The organism is Saccharopolyspora sp. NPDC050389, assembly GCF_040655595.1.
GTDB lineage: Bacteria > Actinomycetota > Actinomycetes > Mycobacteriales > Pseudonocardiaceae > Saccharopolyspora.
In genome coordinates this window covers 1-15,808 of the sequence record NZ_JBFAKG010000151.1, presented here as the reverse complement: position 1 = coordinate 15,808, position 15,808 = coordinate 1, and the positions used below count along the sequence as shown (strand labels likewise).

Below are 15,808 nucleotides of genomic sequence, written 5' to 3'. Positions count from 1 at the left end.
TACTCCACCGGCCGGATCCTGCGGTCGATGTCGGCGGCCGGGTCGGCGCCGAAGTTCACCGGCCTGATGAACCGCAGCCAGGTGCCCTACGGCGGCATCCTGCTCACCGGCGCGGTGTGCGTGCTCGGTGTCGGCCTCAACATCGTGGTGCCCGGAGATGCGTTCGAGATCGTGCTGAACTTCGCCGCAGTCGCGATCATCACGACCTGGTCCATGATCGTGCTGTGTCACCTGCTGTTCGTGCGCAAGGCGAAGTCGGGCGCGGTGGAGCGGCCGTCCTACCGGCTGCCGGGTTCGCCGGTCACGCAGATCGTCACCTTGGTGTTCCTGGCGTCGGTGGTGGTGCTGATGTGGTTCGACGTCCCGGCCGGGCGGCTGACGCTGCTGTGCGTGCCGGTGCTGGTCGTCGTGCTGGTGATCGGCTGGTTCGCCGTCCGCAAACGCGTGGACACCACCACAGCACTCGACGAAAAGAACTGAACAACGGAAGCGAAAAGCGGGAGCGGGCACTGACCGCTCCCGCTTTTCACGTTCGGGGGACCGGACCGGGAAACGCCTACGACCGAGGTGAAGCCGCCGGTCCTGGCTCGTCGCGCTCTGCCAGCCTCCTGAGGCGCGCCGCGTCGCGTTCTGGCCTGATCCACGGGGCCAGCAGGACCGCACCCAAGCACATCGCGGCGCCCATCCAGAGGAAGCCCTGCGAGTACCCGAGCCGAGGTTCCTCGGTGGCACCGACGATCCAGCCCATCAACAACGGTGCGAGCACACCGCCCAGGCTGTAGAAGGCGACGGTCGCCTTCATCGGTCGGTGTGCGGCTACCAGGTCACGGGTAGTTCGGTGACGCCGCCGGTGATGGTGGTGCGGACTTCCAGGTCGTCGATGTCCTTGGCCAGGCGCAGGCCGGGGAGGCGCTGGGCGAGGGCGGCGAAGACGATCCGCAGTTCGGTGCGGGCGAGGCTGGCGCCGATGCAGAAGTGCGAGCCGTGCCCGAACCCGAGGTGGGCGCGTTCCTCGCGGTCGGGGTCGAAGGTCTCGGCGTCGGCGTAGGCGGACTGGTCCCGGTTCGCGGCGTTGATGGACAGGATGACGGCATCGCCGCGGTGGATGGTGACGCCGGCGACGTCGAGGTCGGTGTGGGCGTAGCGCAGCAGTCCGAGGTCGCCCGGGGCTCCCAGGCGCATGATCTCCTCGACCGTGGCATTGACCCGGCCGGCGGGGTCGGCGGTCAGCGACTGCCACTGATCGGGGCGGGTGAGCAGGAACAGGATGCCCAGCCCGATGCGGTTGACCGTGGTCTCGTGCCCGGCGAAGAGCAGCCCGACGCACAGGCGGACCATCTCGTCGTAGTCGAACTCCTCGTCGGCGCTCTGGGCGCGCACGAGGTCGGAGATCACGTCCTCGCCCGGCTCGGCGCGTTTGCCCTCCGCCAGCCCCGCCATGTACCGGCCGAACTCGGCCCGCGCCTGGTGGGCGTCGTCGCCGCTGGTGTAGCTGGCCATGCGATCGGAGAGCGACCGGAAGTGCTCGCGGTCGCTCTCGGGCACTCCCAGCAGCTGGCAGATGACCGCGACCGGCAGCGGGAAGGCGAGCCCGGCGTGCAGGTCGACGATCCCGTCGGGTGCGGCGCCGTGCTCGGCGATCAGCTGGTCGATGTAGCCGTCGACCAGGCCTTGCACGTGATCGGTGAGCATCCGCATCCGCTTGGCCGAAAACGCCGGGGTCAGCAGTCGGCGCATCCGCGTGTGGTCGGCTTCTTCGGTCTCGTAGTTGCCCGTGGGGCCGTCCTGCACCGCGGCGGTCGTGATGCGCGATGCCCGCTCCGGCTCCGGGTGGGACCGCCCGAGCCGCTTGTCGCCGAGCAGCGCGCGGACCTCGTCGAAGCGCGTGACCAGCCATGCCGGGTCACCGGCGGGAGTGGTGACCGGCGTGACCGGCGCTTCTCGGCGCAGCACCTCGTACAGCGGTGCGAGATCAAGCACGTTCGGCCTCTCGAAGGGCAACTTCAGGCGCTCGGCGGTAACGCTCATGACTTCCTCCCGTGGTGTCTCGCGGCACCGTGAACCCTACTTATTATTGGCAGTCACTGCCAAGAATGTTTGAGTCGGTTAGGGTGCGTCAACGCCCAACCCTCGATCCGCTGGTGGAGGTGCCCGTGGTTGAGCGACACGACCGCAAGACCCGCCGCGGGCGGCCACCGGTGAGCGACCAGCAACGCGAACAGCAACGGCTCGACATCTCCCGCCACGCGGTGCGGCTGTTCCGCGAGCAGGGCGTGGCCGCGACATCGGGTGAGCAGATCGCTAAGGCCGCCGGGGTCTCCGAGCGCACGCTGTGGCGCTACTTCCGCAGCAAGGAAAGCTGCGTCGAACCGCTGCTGACGAAGACGATCGACGCTTTCCAGGCGGTCCTGCGCACCTGGCCGACCGAACTGGAGCTGGCCGAGCACCTGCGCGCGGCCTACACGCCCGTGCTCGACTCCTCCGGCTCCGACGTCGAGGCGGTCCTCGCCGTGGTCCGCATGACACACGACGAGCCCGTGCTGCGCGCCGCCTACCTCGTGCTACGGGAGCGCGCCGAGTCCGCCTTCGCCGACGTGCTCGCCGAGCGCATGGGCATGCCGGCCAACGCGCTCGAAGTCCGCATGCAGGCCGCCGCCACGAACGCGGCGCTGCGCGCGGCGACCGATCACCTCGTTTCCGTTGCCGCCGAGGGAATTTCCCCTGAAACCCTCAGCGAACATCGTGAGCGCCTCGCCGATGCCCTCCGCCTCATCACGCGGGTGCCCGCTCGCCGCTAGCCGGCCGGCGCTCAGGCCGGCCCAGCGACACCGAACGCGCTCCCAGTGCCCGGTCACGTCGCAAGGTCATCCAGGAAGTACTACCGGCGTCGGCGCGGCGCTATCTTTATCATCCACAAGGGACATCAGACGAGAAAAGCCGAGAAACTCCCGGGAATTCAGTGCGGTACGACGTAGTTCGATCCTGCGGGGCTCGTTTGTTCATCCTTGCTGATCAAACAGCCCCAGCCCACCGGGAAGAAGGTGTCAGGACTCGTCGGCATACAGCACGCCGGTCGCGAGCAGCTTCTCGACCTCCTCGTCCGACAGCACTTCGCTTGCGACGGCGCGGGAGTCGGCGCCGACCTTGGGCGCCAGGTTGGACCGGTCGGGACGCTCGCCGTCGAAGGTCCACGGCGGGTTGAGCAACGCCAGGCCGTCGGGCTGCCGGTCGACGAGCTTCAGGTGCTGCACCTGCTCGTGGTCGAGGTAGCCGTTCATCGACAGCACCGGCGCGAACGGAACGTCGTTCTCGGTGAGCACGCGCTCCCAGTGCTCCTTGGCGGCGAACACCGCCTCGACGATCGGCACCAGTTCGAAGTAGTTCGACTCGCGCCGGCGGTACTCGGCGAACCGGGGATCCTCGGCGAGGTCCATCCGGTCCATCGCGCGGCACCGCGACTGCCAGAACTTCTGCGAGGACGACAGGTGCACCGCCAGGTACTCGCCGATGGAGGTCGGCACGCAGAAGTTCTGCGCCTGCGGGTGCCGGCTCGTGCGGCCGGGGTCGCGGCCGAGCTCGAAGGCCTGCGTGATGCCGTCGGTGGTCAGCACGCTGACCGCCTCCATGATCGAGGTCTCCATCCGCTGCGGCGAGCCGGTCTTGAGCCGTCCCACCAGCGCGGCCAGCACTCCGGTGGCCGTGGTCAGCCCGGTGACGAGGTCGGCGCTCAACCCGCCAGCGAGCTGCGGGTGGCTCTCGTCGCTGAACAGCGAGTAGAGCCCGCCGAACGCGTGGCCGATCGTGTCGTAGGCGGGCCGGTTCGCCAGCGGGCCGGTGGACCCGAACCCGGTGACCGAGTTCGCCGCCCTGCTGCGGATCTGACCGGCCAGCCCGCGAAAGGCTCGCATCATATATTATGCGCAATTTGAAATGTTCATCTTGAAACCATGCACGATCCGTGGTGCTCTGATGCGGCTTCTACAACGCGAAGTACCTCAGCCAGACGTAGAGGACGGACAAGGCGATGGTCACCGAGGTGACGGCGAGGCCGTACTTGGTGAATTCCCAGAAGCTGATCGGGTGGCCGCTACGCGCCGCCCAGCCGATGGCGACCACATTGGCGCTGGCGCCGATCGCAGTGGCGTTGCCACCGAGGTCCGCGCCGAGGGCGAGTGACCACCACAGCGCTCGGCTGGTCCCCGGATCGGGCACGGTGGCCACCAGTTCCTCGACGATGGGCATCGTGGTGGCCACGAAGGGAATGGTGTCGATCATGCCGCCGACGACCGCGGAACCGACGAGGAGCCCCACCGCGGCCAGGAGGTAGTCGTCGCCGACCAGGTCGATCGCGGCGCGTCCCAGGGTGTCGACCACGCCGACGTCGACCAATCCACCCACCATGACGAACAGCCCCATGAAGAACACGAGCGTGGACCAGTCGACTTCCTGGAGGAACTGCTTGGCGGTGGTGCCCGAGACGAGCACCATGAGCCCGGCGCCGAGCAGGCCCACGAAGGCGGGATCGATTCCGATCGCGCCGTGCAGGATGAACGCGATCACCACCGCCCCGGTGACGATCAGGCAACGCCGAAGCAGGTGGTGATCGTGAATGGTCTCCTTGCCGTCCAGCTCCATGACCTCGGCCATGTGTTCCTCCGCGTCGAGGAAGGCCTTTCGGAACAGCACGCGGCACATCGCGATGAACACGGCGAGCAGGACGACGGTGATGGGCGCGAGATTGAGCAGGAAGTCCGCGAAGGACAACCCGGCCCGGCTGCCGATCATGATGTTCGGCGGGTCGCCGATCAGGGTGGCGGTGCCGCCGATGTTCGCGGCCAGCACCTCGGCGATCAGGAAGGGAACCACCGGCAGCCGGAGCCGTTGGCAGACCGCGAGGGTGACCGGGGCGACCAGGAGCATGACCGTGACGCTGTCGAGGAACGCCGAGACGACGGCGGTCAGCAGCACCAGGATGACCATCAGCCGGAAGGATCGGCCGCGGCTTCTCTTCGCCGCCCAGATGGCGAGGTAGTCGAAGACGCCGGTGTGCTTCAGCACGCCGACCGTGATCATCATCCCCAGCAGCAGGAAGATCACGTTCCAGTCGACGCCGGTCTTCTCGTTGAAGAACGCGCTGTGGGAATCGACGACGCCGAGCAGCACCATGACGGCGACACCGCCGAGCGCGGCGGCCACCCGGTGGACGCGTTCGGTGGCGATCAGCACGAACGCGACCAGAAAGACGATCACCGTCAGGGCGGTGGTCACGGCCATCTCTCCCCGGCAAGGGCTGACCGCTCAATCGGGATGCCGGCGGCAACGCGCCACTCCGGTGCCGTCGCGATGCTGTGACCGGGGCGGACAAGAATCGCGATGGCCGGCTTGACACCGGTGAACGTGAGGAAGGCGTCGACATGTACCACGGAGTCACCGCCGGACAATGATCGTCAAGGCTGGCGAGCCGCTTGCGGCGCCGGATGGCACCGTGCGGCCACCGGACGAGGTGCCTGGTGGAGGCCGCGAGAACGAGGCCGCCCGCGAGCAGCAGGGCGTGCCCGAGGGCAAGACCCACCCCGATTGCTCCGAGCGCGATCACCAGCACAACCCAATCGGCCATTCGCCGGCGGCACTGCGCCGCCGCGCTCGGGTGGAGCGCTTCCAGCACCGGGGAAGGCTGCACGCCCGCCCGCATCGTGGGGGCTCTGGGCTGCTGCGGACCGACGGGTGCCATGGCTACTCCTTCCCCGCCGAACGCTTTTTCGCCAAGGTGACGCAACGTGGCTAGGTGGTTACGTTCAGAGGCTCGCCGGTCACCCGCCTGGTGGCTATCCGGGCTGCCACCCATTTCCCGGGGTAGCGATCCTGCACTCAGGACCGAGCAACCTCCCGCCGCACTGCTCGATGTGAGTGAGCGCCCGGATGGACAGCGGCACCGAGCTATCGACAAGCTGGCGAACCAGGAGGCACGGAGGCAGCGGGCGCCGGGAAGGCCGGTTGGTCGAGCACGACGAGCGCGCGAAGGTGAGCGATAGTGGGGGCAGCGAGGTGAGGAGGCCGACGTGTCTCTGTTCTGGCGGCTTTTCCTACTCAACGCCGCGGTACTCGTAGCGGGCACCGCGCTACTCCTGCTGGGACCGGCGACCGTCTCCACCCCGTTCTTCGTCACCGAGGCGTTGATCCTCGCCGCCGGGCTCGCCGCGATGCTGGTCGTCAACGCGATCATGCTCCGGATCGGGCTGGCGCCGCTGCAGCGGCTCGCTCGGGTGATGACCACGATCGACCCGCTGCGACCGGGCTCCCGTCCCGCGGTCACCGGGCACGGCGAGATCGCCGACTTGATCGCAACGTTCAACACCATGCTCGACCGGCTTGAGGACGAGCGCGCCACCAGCAGCGGCGTGGCCCTGTCCGCGCAGGAAGCAGAGCGCCACCGCATCGCCCAGGAACTCCACGACGAAGTGGGTCAAACCCTCACCGCGGTCCTGCTCGAACTCAAGCGGGTCGCGGACCAAGCACCCGGCCCGGTCGCGACCGCGTTGCACCAGGTCCAGGAAACCACCCGCGGCAGCCTGGACGAGATCCGCCGCATCGCCCGCCGACTGCGCCCCGGCGTCCTGGAAGAACTCGGACTGGCCAGCGCGCTCAAGGCGCTCACCACCGAGGTCCCGCCGCACACCGGACTGACCGCCCGCTGCCACCTCGACAACGACCTGCCCGACTTGGCCGGCGCCGCCGAACTGGTCCTCTACCGCGTCGCGCAGGAGAGCCTCACCAACACGGTCCGCCACGCCCACGCCACCCGCCTCGACGTCGCGCTGACGCGCAGCCCGACCGGAGTGGAGCTCTCTATCCGCGACAACGGACGCGGGCCCGGCAACGCCCCCGAAGGTGCCGGCATCCGGGGCATGCGCGAACGGGCGCTGCTCATCGGCGCCGAACTCACCCTCGGACCCGGCTCCGGGGGCGGTACCGAAGTACGCCTGCGCGTACCCGCCCCGACGAAAGCGGCCGAGCATGCCTGACGCGACCAAGACCCGCATCCTGCTCGCCGACGATCACGCACTGGTCCGCCGCGGGGTCCGGCTGATCCTCGACAACGAACCAGACCTGGTCGTCGTCGCCGAGGCCGGCGATGGTGCGGAGGCGATCGAGAAAGCCCGAACCGACGAACCCGACCTCGCCATCCTCGACATCGCCATGCCCCGGCTGACGGGTTTGCAGGCGGCCGTCCAGCTCTCCAGCCTCCAACCCGATCTGCGGATCCTCATCCTGACCATGTACGACAACGAGCAGTACTTCTTCGAGGCGCTGAAAGCCGGCGCATCCGGATACGTCCTGAAATCCGTCGCAGATCGGGATCTGGTCGAAGCGTGCCGCGCCGCCATGCGAGGCGAGCCCTTCCTCTACCCCGGCGCGATCACCGCACTCATCCGCAACTACCTCGACCACGCGGGCGACGGCGAGCCGACCGCCAAGACCATCACTCGTCGCGAGGAGGAGATCCTCAAACTCGTCGCCGAAGGCCACTCGTCGAAGGAAATCGCCGACCTGCTCGTCATCAGCACCAAAACGGTCGAGCGACACCGAGCCAACCTCCTGCAGAAGCTCGGGCTGCGGGACCGCCTCGAACTCACCCGCTACGCCATCCGAACCGGACTGATCGAGCCGTAACCCGCCCTCACCGCCGACCCGGCATTCCCGGCCGGGAGATCTTGCACGCAGCAGGGCGATCACACGTCACCGCCCTCGCGCGTGCTGCCGAACGAGGACCGCAGGACCGGCGGGACCTCCTTGCCCAGCAACGCGACCGCCTCGGTCGAATCGGGCCCCATCGGCGGGACGAACGACACGTGCCGCGCCCCACCAGCAAGATCCACAGTGGACGAATCCCGAGGGCCGCGTGGCAGGTAAGCCCGTTCCAGGCGCTCCCGCCGTTGACTATTGCTCGTTCGTGACGTTCGCATAGAATTCGACATGGACCCGCGTCGGCTCCGCCTGCTCGGGCGGAGCGTGAGGAGAATCGATGGTCGATGCGACGAACACCCGTCCCATCGAGGAAGATGTGGTCAGGGATTTCGGCACCACCATGTCCTACGGCCAGTACCTGAACCTCGACCAGTTGCTCGGCGCCCAGCAGCCCGTCAGCGAACCCGAGCACCACGACGAGCTGTTGTTCATCATCCAGCACCAGGCGGCGGAGCTGTGGCTCAAGCTCGTGCTGCACGAACTGCGGACGGCGCGCGAGCACCTGGCAGGCGACCGGTTGCAACCCGCGCTCAAGGGACTGGCCAGGGTCAAGCACATCCAGCACACCCTCACCGAGCAGTGGTCGGTGCTGGCGACCCTGACACCGTCGGAATTCGTGCAGTTCCGCGGATTCCTCGGCAGGTCATCAGGATTCCAGTCCTACCAGTACCGCGCCGTGGAGTTCATCCTCGGCAACAAGAACCCCGAGATGCTGGAGGTGTTCCGCCACGACGAGCACGCCCACGCGCTGCTGTCCGGGCTGCTCGAACAACCCAGCGTCTACGACGAGTTCCTTCGGCACCTCGCCCGGCGCGGGTACCAGATCCCCGCCCCGCTGCTGAAGCGCGACGTCAGCCGCGCGCACACCTACGCGCCCGAGCTCGTGCCGGTCTTCCGGAAGGTCTACGAGTCGGTGGCGGAGAACTGGGAAGTCTACGAAGCCTGCGAGGAACTCGTGGATCTGGAGGAGAACTTCCAGTTCTGGCGCTTCCGGCACCTCAAGACCGTGCAGCGCACGATCGGGTTCAAGCGGGGCACAGGTGGGTCCAGCGGCGTGTCCTTCCTCCGCGACGCCCTGGATCTGACCTTCTTCCCCGAGCTGTACGCGGTGCGCACCGAGATCACCCGGTAGACGCGCGATGCCGAGCGACGAAGACGACTGGGTGATCGCCGATTCCGCCTGGTGGGGGCGGTGGTTCGACCGGTGCGCGGTGCGCCTGCGGCGTGGCCGTCCGGTCGGTACCGGGCCGCTGCCGCCCTCGTCGGTGCCGCGAGGCGCACCGGTCCGGCACGTCGAAGGCACTCTGCTACCCGGGCTGCGCGACGCCCACGTGCACTCGGGCCTGGTTGACCTCCGTGCCGTCCGCGCCGGCGGCATCGCGCAGGTCGACGACCTGGGCAGCGTTCCCGCCCTGATCGCGGAACTGCTGGCCGCCGACGATCCGAAGTTGCCGCAGATCCGGGCGGTCGGAGCCTTCCTGACCGCGCCGGGTGGATATCCCAGCGATCGATCCTGGGCGCCGCCCGGCAGCTTCCGGGAGGTGCGTTCGGTGGCCGACGCCGAATCCGCCGTGGGTGAGCAACACCGGTTCGGCGTTCGGGCCATCAAGGTCGTCCTGCATCCCGACGCGGGGCCCACGCTCCCCGCACGCGTGCTGGAAGCAATCGTCTCCACGGCGCACGACATCGGGCTGCCCGTCATCGCCCACGCCGAGGGCGACAACACCGTCCGCGACGCCTACGAAGCAGGCGTCGACGGGCTCGCGCACACGCCTTGGACCGAGCGCATCGACGACCGGCTGCTGACCGACGTGGCACAGCGAATGAGCTGGATCAGCACGCTCGACATCCACGGATACGGGGCCGACGCGGTCGAGCTGCGCACCGCGATCGACAACCTGCGCAGGTTCTTCCACCTCGGCGGAACCATCTACTATGGAACCGATCTCGGCAACGGGCCGCTGCCGATGGGCGTCAACCCGCGAGAGATCGCCGCACTGCAAACCGCCGGCCTCGCACCCGAAGACGTGCTCACTGCGATGACCGATCTCGACGCCGCGATACCGCCCTGCTGGGTACCGAGCGGCCTCGATCGCCCGTCATCCCGGTTCGCCGCTTCCCTGCGCACCGCCCGAGTTCTCGACCCGGCCCCGACGTCCTGACTCGACCGCCAACGGAGGAAGAACGCATGCCCGATCGCACCGACCTCCTGGAGAAAGCGCACGCGCTGGATGAAGCCGATCCGCTGCGCGGCTTCCAGGAGCGGTTCCTGACCCCCGACGGCGCGGACGTCGTCGCCTACCTCGACGGCAACTCCCTGGGGCGACCCGCCCGCGCGATCCCCGAGCGCATGGACCGGTTCATCCAGCAGCAGTGGGGGCAACGCCTGATCCGGGGGTGGACCGACGAATGGCTCGACTGGCCGGAAGCGGTCGGCGACCGCCTCGGCCAGGCCGCGCTCGGCGCCGCACCCGGCCAGGTCGTCGTGGCCGACTCCACCACCGTCATGCTCTACAAGCTCGCCCGCGCCGCGGTCGCCGCCCGGCCCGGCCGGCGCGAAATCGTACTCGACACGGACAACTTCCCCACCGACCGCTACGTCATGGAAGGCATCGCCGCCGAACGCGACCTGGTCCTCAAGTGGATCGAAACCGATCCGGCGGCGGGCATCACCGACGAACAGGTCGCCGAAGCGGTCGGCCCGGACACCGCGTTGGTCGTGTTCAGCCACGTCGCATACCGCTCCGGGTACCTGGCCGACGCCGAAGCCATCACCCGCACGGCACACCGAGCGGGCGCGCTGGTGCTGTGGGACCTCTGCCATTCGGTCGGTTCGGTACCCGTGCACCTCGACGCTTGGGACGCCGACTTCGCCGTCGGCTGCACCTACAAATACCTCAACGGCGGGCCCGGATCTCCCGCCTTCGGCTACGTCAACCGGCGCCATCACGGACACGCGCAGCAGCCGATCTGGGGCTGGATGGGACATGACCAGCCGTTCGCGATGGGCCCCGGTTACCAACCCGCCGACGGCATTCGCGGGCTGCTCAGCGGCACGCCCCCGATCCTGGGGATGCTCCCGCTGCTCAGCGGCCTGGACATGCTCGAAGAAGCGGGGATCGAAGCGGTCCGCGCGAAGTCGTCGCTGCTGACCGAGTACGCCCTCGAACTGGCGGAGGCGTGGCTGTTCGACCGGGGCGTGCAGCTGGCCTCACCGCGCGAACCCGAGCGCCGCGGCGGCCACATCACGGTGCGCCGAGCCGACTTCCGGGAGGTCACCGAGCTGCTCTGGCACCGCGGCGTCATCCCCGACTTCCGCGCGCCCGACGGAATCCGCATCGGCCTCGCCCCGCTGAGCACCAGTTTCGCCGAAGTCCACAACGGCCTCTCGGCGCTGCACCAACTCCTCGACGAACGCGGGAAGCCGTGACAGCTCATTGAGAAGTCGATCGCGGGCATCCGAACCAGAACTCCGGCCCGGCCCGCGACGTCAGGTCAGACCCGGGCGCGCTCGCGGAGCACGAAGCGCTGGAGCTTGCCATTGCTGGTGCGGGGCAGGACTTCCAGGAACTCGATCGCCCTCGGGTACTTGTACGGCGCGATGCGCTGCTTGACGAAGTCCTGCAGCTCGGCGATCTTGTCCGCGTCTCCCACCAGTCCGTCGCGCAGCACCACGTAGGCCTTGACGATCGAGCCGCGCTGCTCGTCCGGCGCGGCCACCACCCCGGCTTCGACCACGTCGGGGTGCGCCAGCAGCGCCTCCTCCACCTCGGGGCCGGCGATGTTGTAGCCCGCGGAAATGATCATGTCGTCGTTGCGCGCCTGGTACCAGAAGTACCCGTCGCCGTCCCGGATGTAGGTGTCGCCGGTGATGTTCCAGCCGTGCTGGACGTACTGCTGCTGCCGGGCGTCGTTGAGGTAGCGGCAGCCGGTCGGCCCGCGCACCGCGAGGCGCCCCACCGCACCATCGGGCACGGGTTCGCCGTCGTCGTCGAGGACCGCCGCCTCGAACCCGGGCACGGCTTTGCCGGTGGCGCCCGGCCGGATGTCGTCATCGGCGGCCGAGATGAAGATGTGCAGCAGTTCGGTTCCGCCGATGCCGTTGATGATCTTGATGCCGGTCCGGCGGTGGAACGCCTCCCACACCTCCTCGGGCAGGTGTTCCCCGGCCGACACGCAGCGCCGCAGCGTCGTCAGATCTGCGCTCGGGTCCGCCGACAACAGTGCTTTGTAGGCCGTCGGCGCGGTGAACAACACCGTGACGCCGTGTTCGGCGATCGCAGTGGCCAGTGCGTCCGGCCCCGCCTTCTCCAACAGCAGCGACGACGCCCCGACACGCATCGGGAACACGACCAGACCGCCCAGCCCGAAGGTGAAGCCCAGCGGCGGGGTTCCGGTGAACACGTCGTCGGCGTTCGGCTTGAGCACGTGCTTGGCGAAGGTGTCCGCATTGGCCAGCACATCGCGGTGGAAGTGCATGGTGGCCTTGGGTTTTCCGGTCGTTCCGGAGGTCGGCGCGAGCAGCGCGACATCGTCGGCGGCTGTCCGCACCGCGGTGAACTGGCCGCTCTTCGCCGCGCAGCGGCGGTCCAGGCTTCCGTCCGAGTCGACGCCGTACGCCGCAGTGGTGATCTCGGGGGTCGCGTCGTGGAGTTCCACGGCGAAGCGGTGATCGCAGAGCGCCAGCGCGGGTCGGGTGAGCTCGATCAGCTGGCCGATCTCGCCGGAGCGCAGCAGCGGCATCGTGGTCACCGCGACGCAACCGGCTTTGAGCACGCCGAACCAGCTCGCCACCAGCCACGGGTTGTTCGGGCCGCGCAGCAGTACCCGGTTTCCCGGCCGCAGGCCGAAATCCTCGGCGAGCACCTGCGCCACCTGGTTGGCGCGCCGCTGGAGTTCCCCGTAGGTCCACCGCTCGGTCGGCGTGACCAGGCACGGCCGATCCGGGCCCCACTGCGCCACCGCATCGTCCAGCAGCACTTCGGCGCAGTTGAGGCGCTCCGGGTACGCCAGTCCGGGCAGCTCGAACCGGAATTGCGGCCACTGCTCGCGCGGCGGCAGGTTGTCCCGGCAGAACGTGTCGACGTGCCCGGACACCGAGAAGTGCGACGAGGGCTGCATCGGCAGCGCTCCCTCCGACGACGACAGGGGCGACGCAATTGCCCCAAGTATTCACTTGATGTGACGACAGTCAATATCTCGCCATACTCTTCGTCAAGCATGTCGCATTGATGACGGCGGTCAAAAATCAGTGATACGCTCCCCGCATCCGGCACGCCCAGGGAGGACGTCCTCATGAGCCCGTTTCGCGGATCGGTTCCCATCACCGACGAGTGGAAGCACTTCGGCTTCGAGCACGCCGACGGCATCGCCACCGTCACCTTCGACCGCCCGGACAAGCTCAACGCGCTCACCTTCGAGGCCTACGCGGATCTGCGCGACCTGCTGACCGAGCTACCGCAGCGCGGCGACACGCGAGCGCTCGTGCTGCGCGGCGAAGGGCGGGCGTTCTGCTCCGGCGGCGACGTCAACGAGATCATCGGCGAAACGCTGAAGATGGATGCCGACCGGCTGCTGGAGTTCACCAAGATGACCGGCGCGGTGATCAAGGCGATGCGGGAGTGCCCGATCCCGATCATCGTGGCGCTGCACGGCATGGCCGCCGGCGCGGGCTCCGTCATCGCCTTGGCGGCCGACTTCCGCATCGCTTCCCGCTCGGCGAAGTTCGCCTTCCTGTTCACCAAGGTCGGCCTCTCCGGCGCCGACATGGGCTCGGCCTACCTGCTGCCCCGCCTGGTCGGCCTCGGCCGCGCCACCCAACTGCTGATGCTCGGCGACACCATCAACGCCGAGAAGGCGGAACGCTACGGCCTGGTGAGCGAACTCGTCGAAGACGACGAGCTGGAAGAAGCGGTGGCTGCACTGGCCCGACGCCTGGCCACCGGCCCGTTCCAGGGCTACGCCCAGACCAAGGAACTGCTAACCCGGGAACTCGACATGAGCCTCTCCGGAGCCCTGGAACTAGAAGCGGTAACCCAAGCACTGCTGATGAAAACGGCGGACTACGCGGAGTTCCACGCCGCCTTCAACGCCAAGCGCCCCCCGCAATGGCAGGGCCGCTGACGATCGCAGCCGCGCTGGGCAGTAGTCCGCCGCCTAGTTCTGCACGTACCGCGTGTTGGTCCGAGCAGGGTGGTCAAAGCATTTGTCGTACCGCGTGGAGCCGGTCGTCAGTTCTGGCTGAGGGCATGGCTGCGGCGTAGTGCTGCGCCCTCCCGATAGCGTCGCGGGCGGCGTCCAGATCGCCGGTTTTTGCGTGTGATTCAGCGAGCCACGAAAGGTAAAGCGCTACCTCCCTGGCATGATCCGGGGGATAGTTCGCGACAGCGTTCGACAGGAGCGATTCGGCATCGTTGGGCCGGCCCAGCTCGATCATGCACCGGCCTGCCATGACGTCGATCTCGGATCGGTTGAGCCAGTAGACCCACTCCGGCTCGGATTCGTCGCCATCTCGTCGTTCGTATGAGTCGTTCACGGCATCCAGCGCCCGCCAGGTGCCACGGACGTCTTTGGCCTTGACCGACGCCCACGCCACGCGTTCGAGCAGCAGTGCACGAACAACCGGCGTCGCCCCGTCCGCACCCTTCACGGCAGTCCGAGCCAAAAGGGCCGCATCGCGCGGGTTCCCGACGTTCGCGACCTGATAACTCAAGCTCGACAGCAACTGGGCCCCAAGAACGCGATCGGACGCCTCGCCGGCCGCACCCACACCGGAGATGTACAGCCGCTGCGCTTCGGCATAACGACCCGCATCGCTGGCGATCCAACCAGCGAGCTGGGCCAGTTCCCCAACGGCCGTGAACAGACGCCGGCCCACTGGCTCCGAGAAGCTCGCCGACCGCACGAGCCTGTCAGCTTCCCCCAGTTCTTTCGACACGGCAGGCAAGAGATCCCGGCTACTCACCACATCATCGAGATGACGAAGCTCGACCACGCGGGTTTCCAGCTCGTCCGCCAAGGAATCGCCGACCCGTCGGCCGGAGCGGAATTGAACGGCAATCGGCGACTCCGCAACGAGCCATTCATGGGCGATCCGCAACGGATCACTCGGAGCGGGCTGCAACGGCACGCCGAGCACCTGCTCGTAGGCGTCGACCACATCCGGCGCCACCGACCGCTTCCCGGTTTCGACCATGCTCAAGTACGACTTGGTGAAGTGCGTGCGCTGCGCCATCCGGGACAAGCTCAACCCCGCAGCATCACGGGCAGCCCGCAAGTCCGCACCCGTCGTCATCAGCCCTACCCCCGCTGTGAACACCTGTGAACAGCCAAACCCTACTGCTTACTGTCCGTGCCGACGAAACTACTTACAGGCAGTCCCCGCTGATCGTCGCACTTCCAGCGTCCCCTCCGGAAGTGCTCCCCCCGGCCGATCGGCGGGGACTGCCGCACCAACAGAGCATCGCGAAGCAACGACACCAGCGAATGGGACTCCCATGGCAACGACGTAGACATGGCTGCGCTACTTCTGGCGACCAGTTCCGGACGACACGAGTTCTTACGGCCTGGTTCGCCATGCGTTCTTCGGCACCAGCACGGACGCAGGCCCGTCCGCGACATCCGTCTGCGGCAAGGCATTCGCCCTCGCCATGCCTTCCGAATTCGACTGGATCCACGCCCCGACCTGTCCGAATTGCAACGAGGCCCTGAAGGAGATGAAGGGCCCATGAACCCCTGCGCTGGCGGATGGCACACCCGTTGATCCCGAGCCGGACAACACGCCTACCGCTGACGATCGCGTCTGGTCGATCAACAGGTCGATCGGCTGGCCCTCGATCGACGAGGGCATGCGAGATCGCATCATCCAGCGCATTCAAGCGCTCTAGGGGAGTGGCGTGCCCGCGACATGACGGTCTGGAGCGGCGTTCCGGTAGGTCCGGGGTCGTGAGTACTTTGGGCTGCCATAGCGACCTGTCCTCGCTCAGGACCTCGTGAACAGTTTGTGTCTCAGGACCTCGTGAACGCTGGCTGGCCTGCTGCTGTGATCATCAGCGGTGGGTGG

Annotated in this window: 15 protein-coding genes and 1 pseudogene; 9 read left to right on the top strand and 7 right to left on the bottom strand. The window is 67.9% G+C overall.

From position 1 onward, the window contains the following. Positions 1 to 480: pseudogene (locus AB0I53_RS46955) on the top strand (L-asparagine permease); the annotation flags it as partial. Between the two features lie 76 nt (positions 481 to 556). Here the strand turns inward: AB0I53_RS46955 and AB0I53_RS46950 are convergent. Next, the gene (locus AB0I53_RS46950) at positions 557 to 802 is read right to left on the bottom strand and encodes a hypothetical protein (RefSeq protein ID WP_358617001.1); all 246 of its coding nucleotides are present in this window, start codon (positions 800 to 802) and stop codon (positions 557 to 559) included. A gap of 14 nt (positions 803 to 816) precedes the next feature. Further along, on the bottom strand, positions 817 to 2,028 hold the full coding sequence (locus AB0I53_RS46945; protein ID WP_358616998.1) for a cytochrome P450: 1,212 nt from the start codon (positions 2,026 to 2,028) through the stop codon (positions 817 to 819). A gap of 125 nt (positions 2,029 to 2,153) precedes the next feature. Between AB0I53_RS46945 and AB0I53_RS46940 the strand changes: the two genes are divergently transcribed. Further along, positions 2,154 to 2,798: a helix-turn-helix domain-containing protein gene (locus tag AB0I53_RS46940; RefSeq protein ID WP_358616996.1), complete on the top strand. Its 645-nt coding sequence runs from the start codon at positions 2,154 to 2,156 to the stop codon at positions 2,796 to 2,798. A gap of 246 nt (positions 2,799 to 3,044) precedes the next feature. On the opposite strand, the gene AB0I53_RS46935 is transcribed toward AB0I53_RS46940, so the two are convergent. Together AB0I53_RS46935 and AB0I53_RS46930 are read right to left on the bottom strand one after the other, a co-directional pair. Next, positions 3,045 to 3,908 (bottom strand): CaiB/BaiF CoA-transferase family protein, encoded by an 864-nt coding sequence (locus tag AB0I53_RS46935; RefSeq protein ID WP_358616993.1) that lies wholly within the window; start codon positions 3,906 to 3,908, stop codon positions 3,045 to 3,047. 70 nt (positions 3,909 to 3,978) lie between these two features. Continuing rightward, the gene (locus AB0I53_RS46930; protein ID WP_358616990.1) at positions 3,979 to 5,268 is read right to left on the bottom strand and encodes an ArsB/NhaD family transporter; all 1,290 of its coding nucleotides are present in this window, start codon (positions 5,266 to 5,268) and stop codon (positions 3,979 to 3,981) included. 172 nt (positions 5,269 to 5,440) lie between these two features. On the opposite strand from AB0I53_RS46930, the gene AB0I53_RS46925 reads away from it, so the two are divergent. The 3 genes from AB0I53_RS46925 to AB0I53_RS46915 all read left to right on the top strand — a co-directional run bounded on the left by AB0I53_RS46925 (position 5,441) and on the right by AB0I53_RS46915 (position 7,671). Beyond that, on the top strand, positions 5,441 to 5,785 hold the full coding sequence (locus tag AB0I53_RS46925; protein WP_358616987.1) for a hypothetical protein: 345 nt from the start codon (positions 5,441 to 5,443) through the stop codon (positions 5,783 to 5,785). A gap of 274 nt (positions 5,786 to 6,059) precedes the next feature. Beyond that, a complete protein-coding gene (locus tag AB0I53_RS46920; RefSeq protein ID WP_358616984.1) occupies positions 6,060 to 7,022 on the top strand; it encodes a sensor histidine kinase in 963 nt (320 codons plus the stop codon). Then, positions 7,015 to 7,671 (top strand): response regulator transcription factor, encoded by a 657-nt coding sequence (locus AB0I53_RS46915; RefSeq protein ID WP_358616982.1) that lies wholly within the window; start codon positions 7,015 to 7,017, stop codon positions 7,669 to 7,671. The genes AB0I53_RS46920 and AB0I53_RS46915 overlap by 8 nt, the downstream gene beginning before the upstream one ends. A gap of 59 nt (positions 7,672 to 7,730) precedes the next feature. Here the strand turns inward: AB0I53_RS46915 and AB0I53_RS46910 are convergent, their stop codons facing one another. After that, entirely contained in the window at positions 7,731 to 7,877 is a 147-nt protein-coding gene (locus tag AB0I53_RS46910; RefSeq protein ID WP_358616980.1) for a hypothetical protein, read from the bottom strand. A 146-nt stretch (positions 7,878 to 8,023) separates the two neighbouring features. Between AB0I53_RS46910 and kynA the strand changes: the two genes are divergently transcribed. The 3 genes from kynA to kynU are packed head-to-tail and all read left to right on the top strand — an operon-like array spanning position 8,024 to position 11,176. After that, positions 8,024 to 8,878 (top strand): tryptophan 2,3-dioxygenase, encoded by an 855-nt coding sequence (gene kynA / locus AB0I53_RS46905; RefSeq protein ID WP_358616977.1) that lies wholly within the window; start codon positions 8,024 to 8,026, stop codon positions 8,876 to 8,878. Between the two features lie 7 nt (positions 8,879 to 8,885). Further along, positions 8,886 to 9,908: an amidohydrolase family protein gene (locus AB0I53_RS46900; RefSeq protein ID WP_358616975.1), complete on the top strand. Its 1,023-nt coding sequence runs from the start codon at positions 8,886 to 8,888 to the stop codon at positions 9,906 to 9,908. Positions 9,909 to 9,934: 26 nt separating this feature from the next. Next, positions 9,935 to 11,176: a kynureninase gene (kynU, locus tag AB0I53_RS46895; RefSeq protein WP_358616972.1), complete on the top strand. Its 1,242-nt coding sequence runs from the start codon at positions 9,935 to 9,937 to the stop codon at positions 11,174 to 11,176. Between the two features lie 65 nt (positions 11,177 to 11,241). On the opposite strand, the gene AB0I53_RS46890 is transcribed toward kynU, so the two are convergent. Beyond that, on the bottom strand, positions 11,242 to 12,867 hold the full coding sequence (locus AB0I53_RS46890) for an AMP-binding protein (protein ID WP_358616970.1): 1,626 nt from the start codon (positions 12,865 to 12,867) through the stop codon (positions 11,242 to 11,244). A gap of 174 nt (positions 12,868 to 13,041) precedes the next feature. Between AB0I53_RS46890 and AB0I53_RS46885 the strand changes: the two genes are divergently transcribed. Then, positions 13,042 to 13,869 carry an enoyl-CoA hydratase family protein gene (locus AB0I53_RS46885; RefSeq protein WP_358616967.1) on the top strand — a complete coding sequence of 276 codons (828 nt, stop codon included), beginning with the start codon at positions 13,042 to 13,044 and terminating at the stop codon, positions 13,867 to 13,869. Positions 13,870 to 13,942: 73 nt separating this feature from the next. Here the strand turns inward: AB0I53_RS46885 and AB0I53_RS46880 are convergent, their stop codons facing one another. Further along, complete coding sequence (locus AB0I53_RS46880) at positions 13,943 to 15,040, bottom strand: helix-turn-helix transcriptional regulator (RefSeq protein WP_358616964.1); 1,098 nt, start codon at positions 15,038 to 15,040, stop codon at positions 13,943 to 13,945. Positions 15,041 to 15,808: the final 768 nt, after the last annotated feature.